Source organism: Nonomuraea sp. B1E8 (assembly GCF_039871515.1).
Taxonomy (GTDB): Bacteria; Actinomycetota; Actinomycetes; order Streptosporangiales; family Streptosporangiaceae; genus Nonomuraea.
The window spans coordinates 210242-229218 of the sequence record NZ_JBDPLS010000013.1; the positions used below are offsets into that span (position 1 = coordinate 210242).

The window sequence follows — 18977 nt, forward strand, 5'->3', positions numbered from 1 at the left end:
CTCCCGGGGTGGGGAGGCGCCTTCGGCGACCGGCGGGCGTGCGCGTCAGGCCTCCTCGGCAGGAGCGCGCCCTGGCCAGCCCAGGTTGACGGCCTGCTTGACGAAGACGATGCCGTCGATCGTGTCGAGCTGGGCCTGGTCGAGCGGGAAATAAGCGAAATCGCGGGAAACGCGCTTGGCAGGCTCGGTGACGGCCCCGGCCAGGCGGCGGGCGTCGATGAGAGCCTGATCCCACGGGAGGGTGGACAGGACGCCCTCGGCGGTGTCCGGGTGCGGGGCGTCGTCGCCGACCACGCCGAAGGCCGAGGCGAGGAAGGCGTACCGGTCGCCAAGGTGCTTCGCGGTGATCGCCCCCGCGCTCCACCACTCCAGCACCTGGTCGCCGAACGGCATGAGGCTCTTGTTCCGCTGCAGGTGGAGGTTGCTGGCGAAGACCAGTGCGGGGCCGCGCCCGGCGACGGCGCTCAGGTTGGCGGCCATCATCGCGTCCCGCAGGGCCGACAGCCGGGTCCACCGTGCCGGGGACGCGTCGGCCAGCCAGTGGTGGTAGCGGAGCAGGCCGGTGGCGGTGCGCCCGTACAGCGCCGCCCGCTCCCAGTCCTCCGCGCCCAGCCGGGGCGCCTGCGTGTCGAGCAGCGCCACCAGGTCGTCGGCGATCAGGCGCAGCCGCTGGGCGTCGGCGGACCGGCCGATCGACTGGGACGGATCCATGGCCGAGGCCTCGTTCGCCCACCGCTCGTCCGGGCCCAGCAGCGCGTCGAGGGTTTCCCTGGTGCAGGGCAGCGGGCCGTCGAGGAGGTCGTACAGGGAGGTGAGCGCCTGGCGCGGGCTCGCCGCCCAGTACTCCAGGGGGCCGTCGAAGCCGTAGAACCGGAGCTTTTCGTCATGCTCCTCGTTGTACGCCCGCATCCAGCGCACGAGCTCGCGGTTGGCCGCGAACGTGCCGAAGTTGTGGCTGAAGCCGCGTTCCATGACGTCGTCGAGCGTGCCCGCGCCCATCGCGACGTACTCGTCGACCACGAGGCCCATGAGGCAGTCGCTCTCGATGGCGAACGACCGGTAGCCCTCGTGCTCGACCAGGTGCCGGAAGATCTCGTTGCGCACCTCGCCCAGCTCCCCCACGAAGTGCCTGGCCTCGCCCAGGCCGAGCAGCAGGGGCTGGGCGGGCAGCGACCGGAGGAGGGCCGAGACGCCCGCGCCGTCGAGCGGCCGGGCAATGTCCTTGATATCCATACATTTAACGGTATCGTTGAACATTCGGTGGAGACTTTTCCGCGAGGTCCCCGTCCTTTCCTCGAAGAACTCTCAATCGGTGGTGCATCCATGAGGCCGGTGGACCTGGCGCGCGAGCACGGCCTGTCCACGCAGGCGGTCAGGAACTACGAGGACGCCGGCATCCTGCCCGCCGCCGGACGCACCGTCCACGGCTACCGCGCCTATACGCCGCTGCACGCCCAGGCCCTGCGCGCTTTCCTCGCCCTCGTGCCCGCGCACGGCCACCAGACGGCCACGTCGATCATGCGGGCGGTCAACCGGGACGCCACCGAGGACGCGCTGCGGCTCATCGACGAGAGCCACGGCCAGCTCCTCGACGACCGGCGCACCCTCCAGGCCGTCGAGGCCGCGCTCCGCGATCTGGCGCCCGTGCCGCAGGAGCGCGGCGACACGTTCATCGGCCCGCTGGCCAGGAGGCTCGGCATCCGCCCTGCCACCCTGCGCAAATGGGAGAACGCCGGGCTGGTCCGGCCGCGCCGCGATCCGCAGACGGGCTACCGGGTCTACGGCGCGGCCGACGTACGGGACGTCCGGCTGGCCCACCAGCTGCGGCGGGGCGGCTACCTGCTGGAGCAGATCGCGCCGCTGATCGCTCAGGTGCGCTCCGCCGGAGGCGTCGCCCCGCTCGAGTCGACCCTGCGCGACTGGCAGGCCCGCCTGTCCGCCCGGGGCCGCGCCATGCTCAAGGGCGCCGCCGACCTGGACGCGTACCTCCGCGCCCGCGAACCCTGAGGCCGGGTCACCAGCAGCTCACCGCACCGGAGTGCTCACGGCGCAGAGGACGTCCTTCCGGCGGCTCATCCGGCAAGTGACATTCCGTGAGCAAATCGAGAATTTCGCGATTATATCTGGATTGAGATGTACATCAAAGAGGCTTTATGGCTTTACATAAACGGTTTCCGTTTCTAACATCACGAATATGGGAGCGCTCCCAAACGCCGATCCGGCGATGAGACCGCAGCTACGCGACGACGTACGGTTCGTCGAATGCCCCGACGGTGCTTACGTGCACAGCGACTACGGTGCGTGCACACTGCGAGGGCGGCAGGCGTACGCCTGGCTGGCCAGGCTGGCACCCGCACTGACCGGCCGCCACACCCTGGCCGAGCTCACGGCGCACCTGGCCGGCGACCGGCGGGCCATGGTCGAGCGGCTGGTGGGCCGGCTCGCCGAGCAACGGTTCGTGGTGGACGCCCGGCAGGCGCGGCCGCACGGGCTGACCGGCGCCGAACTGCGTGCGTACGCCGAGGAGATCGCCTTCATCGGCTACGCGCTCGACTCGCCGGAGTCGCGGTTCGAGCGGATACGGCGCAGCCGCCTCGTGCTGACCGGCGCGGGTCCGCTGCTGGAGGCGCTGGTGCGGGCGTGTGTCGGCTCGGGGTGGCGGCGGGTCACGGTGATCTGTCCCGCTCCCGAGGCGGTCGGCCAGGCCGCGGACGCCGCCCGCCGCGACCCTGGCCAGGAGATCAGGACGCTCTCCTCCCCCGGCGACGCCGACGTGCCCGTCCGGACGATCGCCCGCGACGCCGACGTCGTGCTCCAGGTGAGTGCCGACCTCGACGAGCTGGTGGCGACGGCCCGCGCCTGCGAGGCGGCCGGGGTCGTGCTGGGGCAGGCCCTCGTCGCCTCCGCTGAGGTCTGGCTCAGCCGGGTGGGACGGCCCACGGTGACGGCGGCGGAGTCGGGCTGGCACCGGCTGGCCGGGCTGCCCGCCGCGGTTCCGGTCTCGCCGGAGGAGGACCTGCTGACAGGCCCGGTGCCCACGGTGGTCGCCGCCATGACGGCGCTCGCGTGCTTCGCTCACGCGACCGGGCTCGACACGGGCTCGGAACACCTGCTCACCAGGGTGGACCTGCGCACTCTCGACACGGTCCCGCACCGGTTCCTGCCCCATCCCCGGTCGGGCGCCCGTCCCGGCGCGGGCCCGGAAGCGATCAGAGGGCTGACGGAGGCGCTGGCGGCCCCCGCGCAGGCCGAGGCGCCGGGGACCACCGTACGGATGGACCCCGGACAGGCCGAGGCACCAGGGACCGCCGCACGAGCGAACGCCGGGCAGGCCGAGCCACCGGGGAGCTTCCCGGCGGAGAAGGCGGCATCCGCTGCCGACGCGGAAGGACTGATCGGCCGCACCGCCGAACTGGTCGATTCCCGGCTGGGGCTGCTCGGCATGCTGGACGAGCAGGCACTCACGCAGTCCCCTCTGGCGGTGTGCCAGGCGGTCGTCTCCGATCCGTTCGGCGTGCTGCCCGGCTGGGCGCCCAAACCGCAGGCGTACGGCTGGGGGCCGGACCAGCGCGCGGCCCGGCTGCGCTGCCTGCTCGCCGCCCTCGCCATGTACGGCCTGCTGGCCCTCGACCCCGGCGAGAAGGACGTGGTGTGGGGTGTGGAACTGCCGGGCGGGCGGCCTCGCCGCGTGCCCGGGGCGGACCTCCGGCTCGCCGGCACCGGCACGCTGCACCCGCCGGCCGGCACCGGCGCCGGCTTGAGCTGGCCGGAGGCGCTGGCCGCCGGCCTGCGGGGCCACTGCGAGCACCTGCTGGCCACCCGCCTGCCGGCCGCCCCTGATCACCACACCGACCCGGCTGGGACGATCGCCTCCGCCGGGGAGGTCGCACAGTTGACACCTTCGGGAGACCCGGTCGCCGAGGCGTTGCTGCGCCAGCTCACGCTGGCCGGTGAGACCCCGCGGATCCGCGACCACACGGCCGTCCTCGGGGTACCCGCCGTCGCCCTGACGGTCCCTGGCCGGGAGGCGCTCGTGTCCGTGGCCGCCACCGTCCCGGACGCGCTGCGCGACGGCCTGGAACGGCTGCTGCTGCGCTGGCAGTCCAGGACCACCCGGCAGCACGCGTACGCCGAGGCCCGCCCCCTCTGGCCGCCGGACGGCGACCACTTCCGGGCCGTGCGGACGATGGCCGGGGCGCTGCGCCGCGCGGGCAAGGTGCCGGTGGCGGTGCCGCTCGACGGCGATCCCGAGGCGGCCAGGCTCCTGCCCTTCGTCACCCGAGTCGTCCTGCTCGATGGCTGAGGCCACCATCACCACGGTCCCGTCCGCCCCGGACCCAGACCTGGTGACCGTCCTGGGCGATGGCCGCCTGCACGCGGCCATCCGAGAAACCCTCACCGCCGGACCGGAAGGCGGAGCGATCGTCGTCGCGAGCGACGCCGACGACGTGCGGCCGTACCCCGCGGTGGCGCGACGCGCGGCCGGGCGGGACGTGCCGTGGCTGCCGGTGCGTGTCGAGGCCGGCTGGGTGCTGGTGGGCCCGTCGGTCCGCCCGTCCCGGCCCGGCTGCCCGACCTGTGTGGGACGCAGGCGCGCCGGCAACCGGCCGGACGCGGTGGCACGTGACGCGCTGCGCGCCCTGTGGGCCGCCGACCTCGACTCGCGGCCCAGCGCACTGCTCACCCCACTGGTCTCACGTACGGTCGCCGCGCTGGTCGCCGACGAGGTCCACCGGCTGCGGCACGACCCCGGCTCCGCGCGGACCGTGGGCGCGCTGCTGAAGGTGCACCTGACGACGGCCGCGGTGCGCCGCCATCCGTTCCTGCCGGACCCGCTCTGCCCGGACTGCGGCGCGCGCCCGGACGACGGTCCGCACGCCGGACGGTACGTCCCGCGCCCGGCGCCCAAGCCGGACCGGGGAACCTTCCGGGTCAGCGGGATCAGCGACCGGGAGGCGGAACTGGAGCAGCGGTTCGTCGACGCGGAGACCGGCATCGTGCAGGCCCTGGTCAAGGAGGAGCACGGCGGCGGCCCGATGGCGGTCGCGCGGCTCAGCCCGGCCCGCACCGAGCACGAGAGTCACCACGGCTACGGCCGCAGCGACGACTTCGCCTCCGCGCGGGCCACCGCCGTCGCCGAGGCGTTGGAGCGTATCGCGGGCATCCACCCGCGTAGCCGGCGGACCGCCGTACGCGCCGCGTACGCGGACATCGCCGACCACGCACTCGACCCGCGCACGCTGGGCCTCTATCCCGACGACTGGTACGACCAGCCCGGTTTCCTGTTCACCCGCTTCGCCCCCGAGCGACCCACGACCTGGGTGTGGGCCTACTCCTTCGCCCGCGACGCCCCGGTGCTGGTGCCGGAGAGCTACGCCTTCTTCGGCCCTCGCCCGGCGGACGACCTCGGCTTCGCCTACGAGTGCTCCAACGGCTGCGCCCTGGGCGGCCACCCGGCGGAGGCGATCCTGTACGGCCTGCTGGAGGTGGCGGAGCGGGACGCGGCCCTGGCCACCTGGTACGCCCGGATGCCCATCCCGCGGGTCGACCTCGGCTCGGCCGCCGACCGCCGCATCCCGATGCTCGCCCAGCGGGTACGGGACCGGCTGGGCTACGAGGTGCACGCGTTCGCGGCGCTGCTGGAGCAGCGGGTGCCGGTGTTCTGGGTGATGGCCGTCGACGCGCTGGGCCGGCCGGACCGGCCGCGTGCGCTGTGCGGGTCGGCCTCGCACCTGGACCCGGAACGAGCGCTTCGCCGGGCGCTGGAGGACCTCGTCCCGATGCTGGCCGGCCATGTCGAACGCTACGACCCGGCGACGTCGGCGCGGCTGGCGGCCGACTCCGACGAGGTGCGGCTGCTGGAGCACCATCCGCTGGCCTACGGCCACCCGGACGCGTCCGGCCGGCTGGGCTTCCTGCCGCTCGGAGGGCCCTCGCTGACCGTGGCCGAGGTGGCGGCCCGGGTGGGCTGGCCCGGGCACGACGACCTCTGCGCGGACCTGGCCGAGCTGGCCGGGCGCTACCTGGCGGGCGGGCTCGACGTGATCGCCGTCGACATCACCTCGCCGGAGGCGCGGGCATGCGGCCTGCACGCCGCGAAGGTCTTCGTGCCGGGGACGCTGTCCATGACCTTCGGGCACCGCTACCGGCGCGTGCACGGCCTGCCGCGGCTGCTGAGCCTGCCGCGGCTCCTCGGCTACCGGGACCGCGACCTGCGGCCCGCGGAGCTGAACCCGTACCCCCATCCGTTCCCCTGACCGGTCCCCACGGAGGAAGCGAGGCGGACACCGCGTGCACATGACCACGGCGACGAGCGCGCCCGGCGCGGCCACGCGCCGCTACCTGGCCGCCATGCGGAACCGGGGGGCGCTGTCCATCGACTGGGCCGCCGCGCCGACCCGGCACAAGCGCTATCCCGGCGCCGAACGCGTGCGGCTGCCCTGGACCGCCGGTGACGGCTCGGCCCTCGGCCTGCTCGGCGAGCTGCTGCGGGACCTGCTCGGCATGACCAGGACCGTGTGGTCCCACCACCTCGACGACGGCGGCGAGCCTCTGGGGCGGCCGCCCATGCTGCTCACCGGCCGGCCCGCCCCGTCGGGCGGAGGGTTGTACCCGATCGAGGCGTACGTGGCCGCGGGCGAGCCGCGCCTGCCCGGCCTGCCCGCCGCCCTCCACCACTACGACCCGGTGCACCACGTGCTGGAGCGCGTGCGCGACGACGACCACGTCCCGGCGCTGACCGGCCTGCTCGCGGACGTCCCATCGGGCGGCGCTGCGGACGGTGCCGCGGGCGGCGCTGCGCCGGACCTGGCGATCCTCCTTTCCGCGGTGTTCTGGCGGTCGATGTTCAAGTACGGCGACTTCGGCTACCGCCTGATCTGCCAGGAGACCGGCGTACTCGTGGCCCAGGCGCTGGCCGTGGGCGGGCGGCTGGGGATGGCCGGCCGGGCCCGCCTGCGGTTCCCCGACGGCGAGGTCGACCGGCTGCTCGGTCTCGACGGCGTCCGGGAGGCCACGCTGGCCGTGCTCACCTTCACCCTGCCGTCCAGCGGGGCACGGCCCCCGGACACCGGGCGGCCGCCCGCCTCCTCTCCGTCGTCCGGGAGGCCGCTGCCGCCGCCGGCCTCACCTCCGGCCGGGGAGCTGATGTCGCGGCCGGTCGCCGATGAGAGCAGGCCGCTGCCCAGAACGATGCCCGACGGCCACGCCGCCGCCCTGCACCGGGCCTGCGCGTCCGCCTCTCCCGGCGCACCACGTATCGCGGACGCACCGCACTCCCCCGGCTCGCCGGAGCCGGCCGTCGTGCCGCCGCCGCGGCCGCAGGTGCGCGCGGGCCGGGCACTCCCGGCTCCCGAGCCCGCGACCGGCGCCCACCCGGCCGCGGGGGTGCCGCGCCGTACGTCGCCGGTGGCCGGCTACCGTCCCGTGCCGCTCATGGGCAGGGCACTCGGCGCGGTGCTGGCCGCGGCCGGCGGCGGCTATCCGGCCGACCTGCCCGGCGCCGCGACGGGACCGGCCGCGACGGCGCTGTGCCTGCTGTCCCTGCGGGTGGAGGGCCTGCCCCGCGGCGCCTACTGGTACGACCCGGCACGGCACACGCTCCACGAGCTGGCCGGGGCCGGCGAGGTGGAGGCCGTGGCCACCGGGCGGCTGCTGGCCAACACGCGGGTGGCGCTGCGCGGGGCCGCCGCCGCGCTGGTTCCCGTGGGCGATCCGCTCGCGGGCGCGCGCCTGTTCGGGGACCGCTGGTATCGCATGCAGCAGATGGAGGCGGGCCTGGTCGCGCAGCGGGCCGCGCTGGCCGCCGCGGCGCTCGGCCTGGCCGCGCGCATCCACTCCGACGGCGCGAACGAGACCACCGACGAGGTGCTCGGCCTCGCCGCGACCTCCCTGAGGAGCCTGTCCTTCGTGGCGATGGGCACCCCACCGACCGGCGGGCCCGTGGTGGCCCGCCGCATCCCGGTCCTCGCCGACGAGGAGGTGGTGCCGGCTCCTACGCCATCGTGACCCGTTCGTTCCAAGCATGATCATCAATCGCATGTCAGGAGACACACATGTCGGAGAACCTCAAACTCGACCTGCGCGGCCTGGACGTCGACTCCATCGACGTCGTGTCCGCCGACTCCATCGTGGCGGAGGGGCACGGCGCCATCGAGACCGGCGCCTCCTCCTCCCCCGGCTACTGCTCGTCGTATCTGACGGCGATGAGCTGCTGGGCTCCGGAGCTGTAGAGCCGGCGCCGGCCCTCCGGTGAGCTTCGTACGGCCACCGGTATGACGAGCAGGGCCGAGGGCGCCCGTGCCGTGGGCGCCCTCGGCCCCTGACGAACCCCTTCGAGGAGCGCGTTCCTTTGACCTATGTAGCGCACGCCGTCCCCGTCGCGGAGGACGGCGACTCTGCCGGGCTCGCCGATCCCGATTATGCCCTGTCGCCCGTTCTGGCAGTCCGCGTCGCAGGGCTGCCGGTGGCCGGGCTCGACCGGATGCGCTGCACCCGGACGTGGCGGCTGGTGGACGAGCTGGCGAACGTCTCGGCCAGGCTGCGGCGGGAGGGCGCGCAGTTGTCCGGCCCGCTGCACGATGTGATCGGCGGCGTGGCGCCGGGTCCGCTGAAGTCCGGGCTGGTGGCCCTGCGGCGCGCGGTGTTCGCGGGGCGCCGGCCGGGCGGCCCGGCCGCGTCCGCCGGAGTGCTGGCGGCGCTGCCCGCGGACCTGGCCGCCCGGATCAGCGCGTGGACCGCCCTGCGGCAGCGCGCGGACGGGTTGCGCGCCGCGCTGCCCGCCGTGCTGGCGGAGGAGTCGCGGGAGAAGACGGCGGTGCTGCGCGAGGCGGTGTCCGACGCCGGCTTCCGCCACGGCCTCGCCCAGGGCAGCGCGGTGCTGGCCGGCCGGCTCGAAGCCTGGCTCGCCGGCCCCGCCGACCGCCCGCCGGACCGGCAGGAACTGCTGCGGCTGGCCCGCTACCTCGCCCGGGCGAGCGTGAAGACCAGCCCGTACGCCACCTTCACGCTGAGCGGCCTGGGCCGGTGGGAGGCGGACGGTCCCGCCGTGCGGACCGGCGGCGAGCCGACCTGGCACGTCATGGTGGAGCTGGACCGGGCGGTCCTGCGCCCGCTGTGGGCGGCGCTCACCCGGCACCGGCGGGTGCGGGAGCGGGCGCGCCTGCGCGTCAACCCGTCCGCCGCCGACGACGGCGACCGGATCTGGTTCCTCGGCTTCGGGCACGGCGAGCCGCTGTCCGGGGTGGCCGCGACCCCCGCGGTGCGGGAGGCTCTCGACTGGGTGCGCGGGCGGGACTCCGCCACCCTGGCCGCCGCGCCGGGGATCGAGCCGCTGGTCGACGCGGGGCTGCTCGAACTGGTCCCGCCGTACGACGAGCAGGGCGCCGACCCGGTGGGACGGCTGGCGTCGTGGCTGGCGGAGGACGGTGCGGCGCCGTACGCGCGGGCCGTCGGCCGGGTCGCCGAGGCGCTGCGCGACGGTGTCACCCACCCCGGCGACGGCGCGCGGGCGGCCGGGGTCGTGCGGGCGGCGCTGAGCGAGGTGCTGCCGCCAGGGCCGTCGCTGCCCGGCAAGAACCTGCTCTGGCACAGCGCCGTCATCCCCGGCGTGGCCGGACGGCTGAGCGCGACGGCCTGGCGCGGGGTGTGCGACGACCTCGACGCGCTGCGCGGGCTGCTCGGCCTGTTCGACCCCGACCTGCCCGTCAAGATCGCCGCCACCGCGTTCTTCCTGGACCGGTACGGCCCCGGCGGGCGGGTCGCCGCCCTGGACCTCTACCGCGAGATCCACCGGCAGGCGCCGGGCGAGGGCGGGGCGCTGCTGCGCGGCATGCTGCGCGACCCGGTCGCGGGCACGCGCGCGGTGCCGGGCGCCGAGCACCCGCCCGGCCTGACGCGGCTGACGGAGCTGCGGCGGAGCTTCTGGGAACGGGCCGACGCCGGGCCAGGCGGCGGCGAGCCGGTGGTGGAGCTCACGGTGCCCCGCCTGGCCGCCATGGCGGAGAACTGGCCGCGCTTCGTCCGGCCGCCGGGGTCGATCTGCTGCTACCTGCAGGCCGTGCCGGGTCCCGGCGGCGTGCGCGCGGTCGTCAACTCGGTCTCCGCCGGCTACGGGCGCGGGCTGTCGCGGCTGCACCGGCTGGTCACCCTGGCCGGCGGAGAGCCGCCGCCTGCCGCCGGCCTGCGGGCGGCGCAGGACGACGTCATGGTGGCCGAGTGCCGCGGGCTCGTCGGCGGCGGCCTCAACGTCCGCCCCGCCACCGCCGACCTCGCCCTCGACCATCCCTTCACCGCTCCCGACGCGCACCTCCCGCGGGTCTCGCCGGCGGACCTCGTGGCCGGCTACGACCCCGGGAGCGACCGGCTGACGCTGTTCGACGCCGCGGGCCGCCCGGTCAGGCCGGTCCACCTGGGCATGACGGCCCAGTACTGGCTGCCGCCGTGGTTGCAGTTCCTGGTGCGGGCGTTCGGCGAGCCGTCCACGGCGATGGTGCCCGGCTGGGTGTTCCGCGCCCGGGCCGAGCCGCCGGCCGACGGCGTGGTGGAGCGCTGGCCGCGGATGGACCTCGGGCGGGTGACGGTCGCGCGGGCGGTCTGGCGGCTGCGGGCCGGCGCGTTCCCGGTACCGGCCAAGGGCGAGGGCGAGGCCGCCTACCTGCCCAGGCTGGCCGAGTGGCTGGCGCTGCACGGAGTGCCCCGCCGGTTCTTCGCCCGGGTGGTGGATCTCCGGCGCGGCCTGCTGGCGGGACTGCTGAGCAAGGACCGCAAGCCCATGTACGTGGACGTCACCGACCTGCTGCTGCTGACCGGGTTCGTCCGCACGCTGCGCGACCCCGGCGCGCTGCTGGTGCTCGAAGAGGCGCTGCCCGACCCCTACCAGGCGCCCCGCTACGGCGCGGGCGGCCGGGTCACCGAGTACGTCGTGCAGCTGTCGGAAAGGCCGGGCCGATGACGGCGGCGCGGGAGGACGCGGTCGCCGGGGACGGCTGGGTCGGCGCGCACCTGTTCCATTTCGGCGACCTCGACCCGCTGATCACCGGCGTGGTGGACCCGGTGACGCGGGAGCTGGCGGCGGACGGCACCGCGCGCCGCGCCTTCTTCCTGCGCTACTGGGAGGGCGGCCAGCACGTGCGGCTGCGGCTGGAGGTGCCGGACCCGGCGCTGCGGCCGCGCGTCCAAGACCTGGTACGTGAGCGGGCGGCGGCCCACTTCGCCGCCCGCCCGTCCCCTTCCGTCGACGCGGCGGCCTACCGCGCCTTCGCCGCCGCCATGGCCAGGGGCGAGCGGCGTACGCACTATGACGAGCGGCTGCACCCCGCCGGCTCGGTCGCGTTCATCGGCTACCGGCCCGAGTACGAGGCGTACGGCGACGCCGCCTGCGTGGCCGCCGCGGAACGGCATTTCGCGGTGTCGAGCCGGCTCGCGCTGGAGGTGTTGCGCGCCGGGACGGAGATGGGGCGGCGGGCGGCGATCGGGCTGGCCGCGCTGACCATCGCGGCCGCCGCGTGCGAGCCCGACCTGGCCGCCGCCGCCCGCCGCCTGGCCGGGGCCGCCAGCGAGGCGCCGGGCGCCGCTCTCGCCCCGCCGGCTCCCGGGAGCGAGGAGGATTGGCGGCGCCGCGAGAGCGCTCTGCTCGCGCAGACGCGCAGGTTGTGGGACACGCCCGAGTCGGGCGGCGGCCTGCTGGCCGCGTGGGCGTCGTCGGTGCGCGCGCTCCGCGACGACCTCGACGCGCTGCGCTCCGCCGGCAGGTGCGCGCCGCGCGATTCGGGCTCGCCCCACGCGTTCTTCGCCCTGGCCGCGCCGCCGGAGCGGCGCACGGTGTCGCTGATCCTGATGCGCTGCGCGCACCTGCTCCACAACCGGCTGGGGCTGCGCGCCGGAACCGAGCAGCACATGTCGTTCCTGGCGGGCCGTGCCATCGCCGGCCTCGCCGACTCCCGGAGGTGGTCCCCCTGACCGGCTTGCCCGATTCCGACACACCCGCCTGGCACTGCGTGCACGTTCACTACCACGCGCCGGACAAGGACGGCCTGCTGCTGGACGCCGTGCGGCCGCTGCTCGACGGGCTGCGCGGCCAGGTGACGGCAGCGTACGTGCTGCGCCACTGGCGGCAGGGCCCGCACCTGCGGATCAACGTCAGGGCGGAGCCTGCCGTCTGGCGGCGGGTCGTGCGCCCGCGCGTGGCCGAGGTCGTCGGCGGCTACCTGCGCGAACACCCCTCGACCGTCGTGCTCGACCCGGCCGAGAGCCTGCCCAGGCACCGCCTGCTCGCCCAGCGGGAGCAGGAGCGCGGCCCGCTCACGCCGTGGCCGCCGGACAACTCCATCCGCGACGCGCCGTACGACTCGCGCCGGCACGTGCTCGGCAGCGACGAGGCGGTGGACCTGCTCACCGCGTTCTACGTCGATGCCACCCCGCTGCTGTTCGGCATGCTGGAGCACGTGCGCGCGGGCCGCGACAGCAGGATCGGGCTGGCGCTGAGCCTCATGCTGACCATCGCCCACACCTCGCAGCGCATCGACCGCAGCTACCTGTCGTTCCGGATGCACGCGGAGGGATACCTCACGTGGGCGGCCGACCCGGAAGGCGCCCGCGCCCTCTTCGAGCGCGGCTTCAGGGAGCGGCGCGCGGCCCTGACGCGGCGTGTACGCGAGGTCGTCGCCTGCCTGGACGACGGCGGCGCCCCGGCCGTCCCGTTCGTACGGGAGTGGGCATCCCTGCTGGAGCGGTACCGCAGGCGGGTCGCGGCACTGGACGACGGCCGGCTGATCCAGCCGATGATCGAGCCCGGTGAGGCCCTCCGGGTGCGGCCAGGCGACCCGCCGGCGCCGCACCGCGAGCCGAGCGAGCTGCAACGCCTGGTCTTCGACAACCCCGCCTACCACGAGGCGATCTTCGCCGACCCTGCCTTCCGGCGCTACCGTGTGCTGCTCAACTACACCTACCTGCACCTGACGCGGCTCGGGCTCACCCCGCTCGACCGGTTCAGGACCTGCCACCTGCTGGCCGACGCGGTGGAGGACGTCTACGGCCTGTCGGGGCTGGACGCGCTGCGCCGCTTCGCCGGCCGCCCCGCAGCCGCCGGCTGACGCCGGCCCGGTGACGGCGGTCAAGGGACGGCCGTCACCCTTCGGCTCTCTCTCCGAGGCCGATCGGTGGCAGCGGGTCAGCTGTGCCGCACCAAGGGGAGGAAGTCCTGGTCGACGATCTCGACCAGGACGCTGTCCGACGCCGGCACGGAAGTCATCCGTGTTCGGCGTGCCGCCCGTGGTCGGTGACCTGGGCATCGAACCAGGCGTGCAGCGCCTTGAGGAGGGCCGGGTCGGAGGTGGTGTAGGTGATCCGGGCCCCGGCGGGGGCCTCCGTGTAGTGGATGTCGATACGGTCATGGCCTGCCTCGAGCTCGCGCAGACCGGGCATCTCGCCGCCGTGGATGGAGGCGGGATCGCCGTAGTCGCCCTTGCTGAAGCCCGCCGCCTCGGCAGTCAGGTGCTCGCGGATCAGAGCGACCTGCTCGGCGTCGGCGGGGTCGTCGGAGGTGACGGTCTGCACGCCGCCGGTGGCGGCCTTGGCGAAGCGGTGCGTGGTGCGCTCCAGGTCGAACGGCATCACCGTCCGGCTCTTGGCCGCGATCTCGGCCTGCCGGGCGGCCGGCGCCTGCTGCTCGTTCCGGTTGATGAGCGCGTACGCCGTCGCGGCGACGACGACGACGAGGGCGAGCGCGGCGAGGAGCGCCTGGACGCGTCGATTCTTACGTTTCATCGATGGCCTCCGTGAGGATGGTCAGGGCGCGCAGCACGTCGGCACGCTCCCCCTCGGGGACGCGGTCCAGAACGGCGGAGAACCGCTTGGCTCTGGCCTCGGCCAGACGGGCCGCGGCATTCACCCCGTGCGGGGTGAGCCGGACCAGCACGCCGCGCCCGTCATCCGGTGCCGGGGTGCGCTCGGCCCAGCCACGGTTGATGAGCTGCGTGACCAGCCGGCTGGTGGTGCTCTTCTCCAGCCGAAGCCGGTGCGCCAGCTCGCTCTGGCGCAACGCGCCGTCCCTGGCCAGCTCGCCCAGGGCGTGCGCCTCCGAGGTCGGGATGGGCTGCCCGCACGGGGTCTGGTCCGGCTGGTGGAGACCGAAGGCCCGCACGAACCGGGCCACGGCCTCCTGGAGTTCGCGATCATCCGCCATGGTTCGACCATACAACCACATAGTTGTAGTGGGCAACCAGATAGGTTGGTGGGAAAGATCGCCGTTCGGTGTCGCGGGTGGGCCGAGACGCCCCACAGATCGCCGGCGATGCGGCCCAGGCGCCCGTCGGGGTTTTCCCGTACAAGGCCGACGACACCTTCATCCGCCTGGCGCACAGGATGGGCGAGAGGCCCACCTGAGGTCGCCCCAAAATGCGTGGCATCGTACGCATCGGCCCGGCTAGCGTTACTGCCGTCACGCGCCGGGACGACGGGCTTCTGCCCGCGTCCAGCGAGTCAGCAGATAGGAGACGCCGGATGGCTTCCCAGCTCGTCGCGCTCTGCATCGATGCCAACGACCCGCCAGCTCTCGCCCGCTTCTGGGCCGGGGTCCTGGACTGGGAGATGATCGACGACCCCGGCGACGGCCTCGTGCTCGTGCCGGGCGACGACACCGGGTTCCGCATCCGCTGCCTGCCGACCCAGGAGAAGAAGACCACCCAAAACCAGATCCACTTCGATCTGACCAGCGCGTCCCCCGACGACCAGCAGCGGACGGTGGACAGGGTGCTCGCGCTCGGTGGGCGCCACATCGACGTCGGCCAGCGCCCCGAGGAGGGTCATGTGGTGCTCGCCGACCCCGAAGGCAACGAGATGTGCGTCATCGAGGCGGGCAACAACTTCCTCGCCGACTGCGGGTTCATCGGAGCGCTCTCGTGCGACGGCACGCAGGAGGTCGGCTACTTCTGGAGCGAGGCGCTGGGGTGGCCGCTGGTCTGGGACCAGGACCAGGAGACCGCGATCCGCTCGCCGCACGGAGGTCCGAAGATCACGTGGGGTGGTCCTCCGGTGGCGCGGAAGACCGGGAAGAACAGGCTCCACTTCGACCTCGCTCCCCCTGCGGGCGGCGATCAGCAGGCCGAGGTCGACCGCCTGGTCGCCCTCGGAGCCACGCGCGTCGACATCGGCCAGCGCGAGGTCGGCTGGGTGGTGATGGCCGATCCCGACGGCAACGAGTTCTGCGTGCTGACCCCCCGATAGCGTTCGCCGTCCCGCATCGCGCGCAGGCCCCTACGGACGCCCGTGGCCGGGCGTCACCAGCCCGGCCTCGTACGCGACGATCACCGCCTGGGCCCGGTCGCGCACGCCGAGCTTGGCGAACAGGTCGCTCACCCGGTTCTTCACCGTCGACACCGACAACCCCACCTCCTCCGCGATCTGCGCGTTCGACAGGCCCCGCGCGATGAGCTCCAGCACCCGCAGCTCCCGCTCGCTCAGCACGGACAACTCGGCGGGCGTCACGACCGTGCGCGGGCGGGGCGGGCGCACGAAGGTGCCGATCAAGCCGAGTGGCGGCCACCCCGTCCATGTCCGGCATGTGCAGGTCCATCAGGACGGCGTCGGGACGCAGGTCGCGGCTGAGGCGTACCGCGTCGAGGCCGTCGGCCGCCTCCCCGACCGGGGTCAGATCGGGTGCGGTGTCGAGCAGCAGGCGCAGCCCGACGCGGACGACCGCGTGGTCGTCCACGAGCAGTACTCTGATCACATCGTCTCCGGCAGCGGGATGCGGGCGCGTACGGCGAAGCCTCCCTCAGGGGAGGGCCCGGCGCGGATCTCGCCGCCGCACAGCGACACCCGCTCGGCCATCCCCGCCAGCCCCAGTCCCGGTCCGGCGGTGGCCGGACGGGCCGGCCCGTCGCCGTCGATCTCCACCTCCACCCGATCGGGCAGGTACGCCAGCCGCACCCGCGACCGGGCCCCGGCCGCGTGTTTGCGCGTGTTGGTGAGGGCCTCCTGAACGATGCGGTAGACCGCGTGGTCCACGGTCGTCGGCAGGGCGACGGCCTCACCCGACACCTGCAGCGTCGCGTTGCCCGACGCGTCGACCAGCGCCGGCAGCCGCGCCACCCCGACACCCGCCTGGTTGTCGATCGGCTCGCCGTCGGTACGCAACACGTCCAGCAGGCGGCGCATCTCCGTCATCGCCTGGCGGGCGGTTTCCTCGCCGGTGAGCAGGGCGGTCCGGGCACGTTCCGGGTCGGTCGGGATCGTCCGCCGGGCCACGCCCATGTAGAGGCCGACCACGCTGACGTGGTGGGCGATCACGTCGTGCAGTTCGCGGGCGATGCGGCGGCGCTCCTCGCGTGCCGCGTTCTCGGCGATCTGCTGCTCGCGCCGCTGGGACAGCTCCGCCCGCAGGCGCACGACGTACCCGACCGCCACCGGGTACGCCGGGGCGAGCGTGACGGTCAGGATCATCGGGAACGGCGCGGTCGCGGGCATCTGGCCGACGACGGCCACGCCGCCGGCCACGGCCAGCACCGCCGTGACGATCGCGGCGTCTCCCGTCCAGGGACGGCTCTTCCAGAGCGCGACGATCATTTCTCCAACGCATCACAGACGGCGGCCGCAAGGCAATCGCCGCCGCGCGTACGACCGCCCGATCCGAGACGTCCACCCCCCAGCACTCCGCGTGAACGGAAACGGGCACGAGGGAGACGGCTCGGAAGAACCATCCTGTGCAGGCGGGCGCGGACGTCGGGCATGTATGCCAGCCTGCTGACGCCGATGCCGCCGTTCATCGGCGTCAGGAACGATCTCGCACCGGGACCGGGCTCCCGCCACCGCGGCGTCTCCGGTACTCCAGACCCGGGGCGCCGGCGGGATCAACCGCCCATCGCCACCCGGTAGAGGGCCGCGAGCGCGTCGTCGACGGGATGGGGCTGCGGTTTCCCCGAGGCGTCGAGCCTGTTCCACCTCTGCAGGTTGACCGCGACGGACATCTGCCGCCCGCCGTCGGCGCGCGTCATGGAGAGGGTCCCGCCGCCCCAGACCGTGCCGCCGTGGCCCCAGAAGGTGCCGCCGCCGGGGACCTCCGTCGGGTGGAGGCCGAGACCGTAGTCGATCACCTTCCCCTCCTGGGAGACGACCGGGACGGTGCGCTGCATCTGCGCCAGCGACGAAGGGCTGACGATCTCCCCGGCCAGCAGCATGCCGAAGAAGCGGTTGAGATCCGCCATCGTCGATATCAGCGAGGCCGAGGGGCCCACCCACGACATATCGTAGACGCTGTAGTCGCGCGGCGGGTCGATCATGCCGAACCACGCCTCGTACATCTGCGAGTGCGGCCCGTGGACATGCGGTCCGTCCGGGAACCGGGTGTCCGGCAGCCCGGCCCGGTCGATGACGTTCCGGATGATCAGCTTCTCCGCGGGAGTGCCGGTCACGTGTTCCAGGAGCCGGCCGAGGAGCAGGTAGTTGGTGTTGGAGTACACCCCGGGGGTGCCGCCCGGCGTGCCGACGGCGGGCGCCGTGACTCCCATCTCGATCAGATCGGCAGGCTCGAACCGCGTGAACCGGTGGTCGTCCAGGCTTTCCGGCCCCGTGTCCGCCACGGAGGGGAACGCCTTGAGGGACGGGTAGGCATAGGGGAGGTACTCGGCGAGGCCGCTGGTGTGGTTGATCAACATCCGGACTGTGATCGTGTCGCCGCGCTCTCCGGGGACCAGCCGCGGCAGGTAGTGGCCGATCGGCGTGTCCAGCCCGATCTGGCCGCTCTCGGCCAGTTGCAGCACAGCGGCGGCGGTGAAGGTCTTGGTGACGCTGCCGACGCGGTGCCGCATGTCGGCCGTGACGGGACGGCCGGTGGCGACATCGGCGACCCCGGCGGCCCCCCGCCAGATCTGGTCGCCGTCACGCACCTCGGCGAACACTCCGGGCACCCCCGCACGGTGGATGTTGTCCATGGCGGTTCGCAGCGCCGCGGCGTCAAGGGGGTTGTTCACGTTGCGCGTCCTCTCGTCGTGAGTGGATGGATGGTCGCCTCCATTATGCACGCGGTGCGTGCAACAGTGAGTGCATAGGCTAGGTTGGGTCGCGGCGAGAGGGGTGACATGGCAGGCCGAAGGCGCTGGTCGACCGAAGAGATCCTGGACACGGCGGCGGAGCTGCTCCGCACGAGCGACGCCGAGTCCTTCAGCGTGCGCCGGCTCGCCGCGGCCCTCGGGACCGACTCCTCCAGCCTCTACCGGCACTTCCGCAACAAGACCGAGCTGCTGCGCGCGGTCACCGACCGCATCCTCATCGCCGCCATGGACGGCTACCGCCCCGAGGGCGACTGGAAACAGCGCATCACCACCGTGGCCACCCGGTTGAGGGAGGCCTTCGCCCGGCATCCCCAGGTCGCCGTGATCTGGGCACGCTACGTCTCGGGCGGCACCGGCTCCCGGCTGGTCATAGAGGAGACGCTGACGGCCCTGCGGGCATCGGGCCTGCCCGACGAGGAGATCCCGGCGCACTACCACCGGCTCGCGATCCTCCTCGCGGCACTGATCTCCTCCGAGGCGGCGGCCGGCAGCATCACCCCCGAAGAGCACGAGCAGGGCCTCGAGTCGTTCCGCGTCGCGGTGCTGGGCGCCGACCCCGCGCGCTTCCCCGCCCTGGCCCATTTCTCCCGCGACATCCGTCCCCTGTCCGACAACCGCCACGCCGTGTTCGAAGCGATCCTCGCCGCCCAGCTCACCGCGATCGAGGCCAGGATCCCCCGGCCCGCGCCGGGCTCGGGAAACGGAGCCTGAACGCGCCGACCTGACCTGCCGGCTCCCCCGGGCCCCCGTGACGACGCGGGTCAAGGCCGGGGCAAGCAAGGCCGTCTCCTCGGCGGTTCCCCTAGGTCCGCGGCCGGATCCTGCCTATCGTGAGCGCCTGTTTCCTAGGAGAGCGGACGCGGCATGCTCGATCGGCGATCTCGGCGCCGCGGTGCGGCCAGGCGGCCCGTACGCGTGCAGGGCGGAGCG

General features: G+C 74.1%; 16 protein-coding genes and 1 pseudogene. 10 read left to right on the forward strand and 7 right to left on the reverse strand.

All coding sequences use genetic code 11. The features are described 5' to 3' along the window. Positions 1 to 45 precede the first annotated feature (45 nt). Entirely contained in the window at positions 46 to 1233 is a 1188-nt protein-coding gene (locus ABGA98_RS35725; RefSeq protein WP_347622848.1) for an erythromycin esterase family protein, read from the reverse strand. A 90-nt stretch (positions 1234 to 1323) separates the two neighbouring features. Here ABGA98_RS35725 and ABGA98_RS35730 point away from each other — a divergent pair, with 90 nt between their 5' ends. From ABGA98_RS35730 to ABGA98_RS35765, 8 genes are all read left to right on the forward strand, one after another. Next, positions 1324 to 2007, forward strand: a complete 684-nt coding sequence (locus tag ABGA98_RS35730) for a TioE family transcriptional regulator (protein WP_347622849.1) — start codon at positions 1324 to 1326, stop codon at positions 2005 to 2007. 187 nt (positions 2008 to 2194) lie between these two features. After that, positions 2195 to 4303: a hypothetical protein gene (locus ABGA98_RS35735; RefSeq protein WP_347622850.1), complete on the forward strand. Its 2109-nt coding sequence runs from the start codon at positions 2195 to 2197 to the stop codon at positions 4301 to 4303. Further along, on the forward strand, positions 4296 to 6257 hold the full coding sequence (locus ABGA98_RS35740) for a TOMM precursor leader peptide-binding protein (RefSeq protein WP_347622851.1): 1962 nt from the start codon (positions 4296 to 4298) through the stop codon (positions 6255 to 6257). The genes ABGA98_RS35735 and ABGA98_RS35740 overlap by 8 nt, the downstream gene beginning before the upstream one ends. 40 nt (positions 6258 to 6297) lie before the next feature. After that, complete coding sequence (locus ABGA98_RS35745; protein ID WP_347622852.1) at positions 6298 to 8007, forward strand: SagB family peptide dehydrogenase; 1710 nt, start codon at positions 6298 to 6300, stop codon at positions 8005 to 8007. 47 nt (positions 8008 to 8054) lie between these two features. Further along, complete coding sequence (locus ABGA98_RS35750; RefSeq protein WP_347622853.1) at positions 8055 to 8231, forward strand: hypothetical protein; 177 nt, start codon at positions 8055 to 8057, stop codon at positions 8229 to 8231. 119 nt (positions 8232 to 8350) lie between these two features. Then, positions 8351 to 10951 (forward strand): lantibiotic dehydratase, encoded by a 2601-nt coding sequence (locus tag ABGA98_RS35755; RefSeq protein WP_347622854.1) that lies wholly within the window; start codon positions 8351 to 8353, stop codon positions 10949 to 10951. Then, positions 10948 to 11958, forward strand: coding sequence for a lantibiotic dehydratase C-terminal domain-containing protein (locus ABGA98_RS35760; protein WP_347622855.1), 1011 nt, complete (start codon positions 10948 to 10950; stop codon positions 11956 to 11958). The genes ABGA98_RS35755 and ABGA98_RS35760 overlap by 4 nt, the downstream gene beginning before the upstream one ends. Before the next feature lie 5 nt (positions 11959 to 11963). Next, positions 11964 to 13091, forward strand: coding sequence for a thiopeptide maturation pyridine synthase (locus ABGA98_RS35765; RefSeq protein WP_347622856.1), 1128 nt, complete (start codon positions 11964 to 11966; stop codon positions 13089 to 13091). Positions 13092 to 13245: 154 nt separating this feature from the next. On the opposite strand, the gene ABGA98_RS35770 is transcribed toward ABGA98_RS35765, so the two are convergent. Next, positions 13246 to 13764, reverse strand: coding sequence for a hypothetical protein (locus ABGA98_RS35770; protein WP_347622857.1), 519 nt, complete (start codon positions 13762 to 13764; stop codon positions 13246 to 13248). Beyond that, complete coding sequence (locus ABGA98_RS35775; RefSeq protein ID WP_347622858.1) at positions 13754 to 14182, reverse strand: MarR family winged helix-turn-helix transcriptional regulator; 429 nt, start codon at positions 14180 to 14182, stop codon at positions 13754 to 13756. The genes ABGA98_RS35770 and ABGA98_RS35775 overlap by 11 nt, the downstream gene beginning before the upstream one ends. Before the next feature lie 317 nt (positions 14183 to 14499). Here ABGA98_RS35775 and ABGA98_RS35780 point away from each other — a divergent pair, with 317 nt between their 5' ends. Beyond that, on the forward strand, positions 14500 to 15222 hold the full coding sequence (locus ABGA98_RS35780) for a VOC family protein (RefSeq protein WP_347622859.1): 723 nt from the start codon (positions 14500 to 14502) through the stop codon (positions 15220 to 15222). 30 nt (positions 15223 to 15252) lie between these two features. Here ABGA98_RS35780 and ABGA98_RS35785 read toward each other — a convergent pair whose 3' ends face one another. The 4 genes and pseudogenes from ABGA98_RS35785 to ABGA98_RS35800 form a co-directional block, all read right to left on the reverse strand. Continuing rightward, a complete protein-coding gene (locus ABGA98_RS35785) occupies positions 15253 to 15525 on the reverse strand; it encodes a response regulator transcription factor (RefSeq protein WP_347622860.1) in 273 nt (90 codons plus the stop codon). Between the two features lie 61 nt (positions 15526 to 15586). Then, positions 15587 to 15727: pseudogene (locus ABGA98_RS35790) on the reverse strand (DNA-binding response regulator); the annotation flags it as partial. Then, a complete protein-coding gene (locus ABGA98_RS35795) occupies positions 15724 to 16563 on the reverse strand; it encodes a histidine kinase (RefSeq protein WP_347622861.1) in 840 nt (279 codons plus the stop codon). The gene ABGA98_RS35795 and the pseudogene ABGA98_RS35790, both read right to left, overlap by 4 nt. Positions 16564 to 16847: 284 nt before the next feature. Beyond that, positions 16848 to 17966, reverse strand: coding sequence for a serine hydrolase domain-containing protein (locus ABGA98_RS35800; RefSeq protein ID WP_347622862.1), 1119 nt, complete (start codon positions 17964 to 17966; stop codon positions 16848 to 16850). A 108-nt stretch (positions 17967 to 18074) separates the two neighbouring features. Between ABGA98_RS35800 and ABGA98_RS35805 the strand changes: the two genes are divergently transcribed. Beyond that, complete coding sequence (locus ABGA98_RS35805) at positions 18075 to 18758, forward strand: TetR/AcrR family transcriptional regulator (protein WP_347622863.1); 684 nt, start codon at positions 18075 to 18077, stop codon at positions 18756 to 18758. The last annotated feature ends 219 nt before the right edge of the window (positions 18759 to 18977 follow it).

Bases quoted from the DNA above. Each gene is read 5' to 3' on its own strand.
- ABGA98_RS35725 (WP_347622848.1), bottom strand. From the start codon at position 1,233: ATGGATATCAAGGACATTGCCCGGCCGCTCGACGGCGCGGGCGTCTCG.
- ABGA98_RS35730 (WP_347622849.1), top strand. From the start codon at position 1,324: ATGAGGCCGGTGGACCTGGCGCGCGAGCACGGCCTGTCCACGCAGGCG.
- ABGA98_RS35735 (WP_347622850.1), top strand. From the start codon at position 2,195: ATGGGAGCGCTCCCAAACGCCGATCCGGCGATGAGACCGCAGCTACGC.
- ABGA98_RS35740 (WP_347622851.1), top strand. From the start codon at position 4,296: ATGGCTGAGGCCACCATCACCACGGTCCCGTCCGCCCCGGACCCAGAC.
- ABGA98_RS35745 (WP_347622852.1), top strand. From the start codon at position 6,298: ATGACCACGGCGACGAGCGCGCCCGGCGCGGCCACGCGCCGCTACCTG.
- ABGA98_RS35750 (WP_347622853.1), top strand. From the start codon at position 8,055: ATGTCGGAGAACCTCAAACTCGACCTGCGCGGCCTGGACGTCGACTCC.
- ABGA98_RS35760 (WP_347622855.1), top strand. From the start codon at position 10,948: ATGACGGCGGCGCGGGAGGACGCGGTCGCCGGGGACGGCTGGGTCGGC.
- ABGA98_RS35770 (WP_347622857.1), bottom strand. From the start codon at position 13,764: ATGAAACGTAAGAATCGACGCGTCCAGGCGCTCCTCGCCGCGCTCGCC.
- ABGA98_RS35775 (WP_347622858.1), bottom strand. From the start codon at position 14,182: ATGGCGGATGATCGCGAACTCCAGGAGGCCGTGGCCCGGTTCGTGCGG.
- ABGA98_RS35780 (WP_347622859.1), top strand. From the start codon at position 14,500: ATGGCTTCCCAGCTCGTCGCGCTCTGCATCGATGCCAACGACCCGCCA.
- ABGA98_RS35795 (WP_347622861.1), bottom strand. From the start codon at position 16,563: ATGATCGTCGCGCTCTGGAAGAGCCGTCCCTGGACGGGAGACGCCGCG.
- ABGA98_RS35805 (WP_347622863.1), top strand. From the start codon at position 18,075: ATGGCAGGCCGAAGGCGCTGGTCGACCGAAGAGATCCTGGACACGGCG.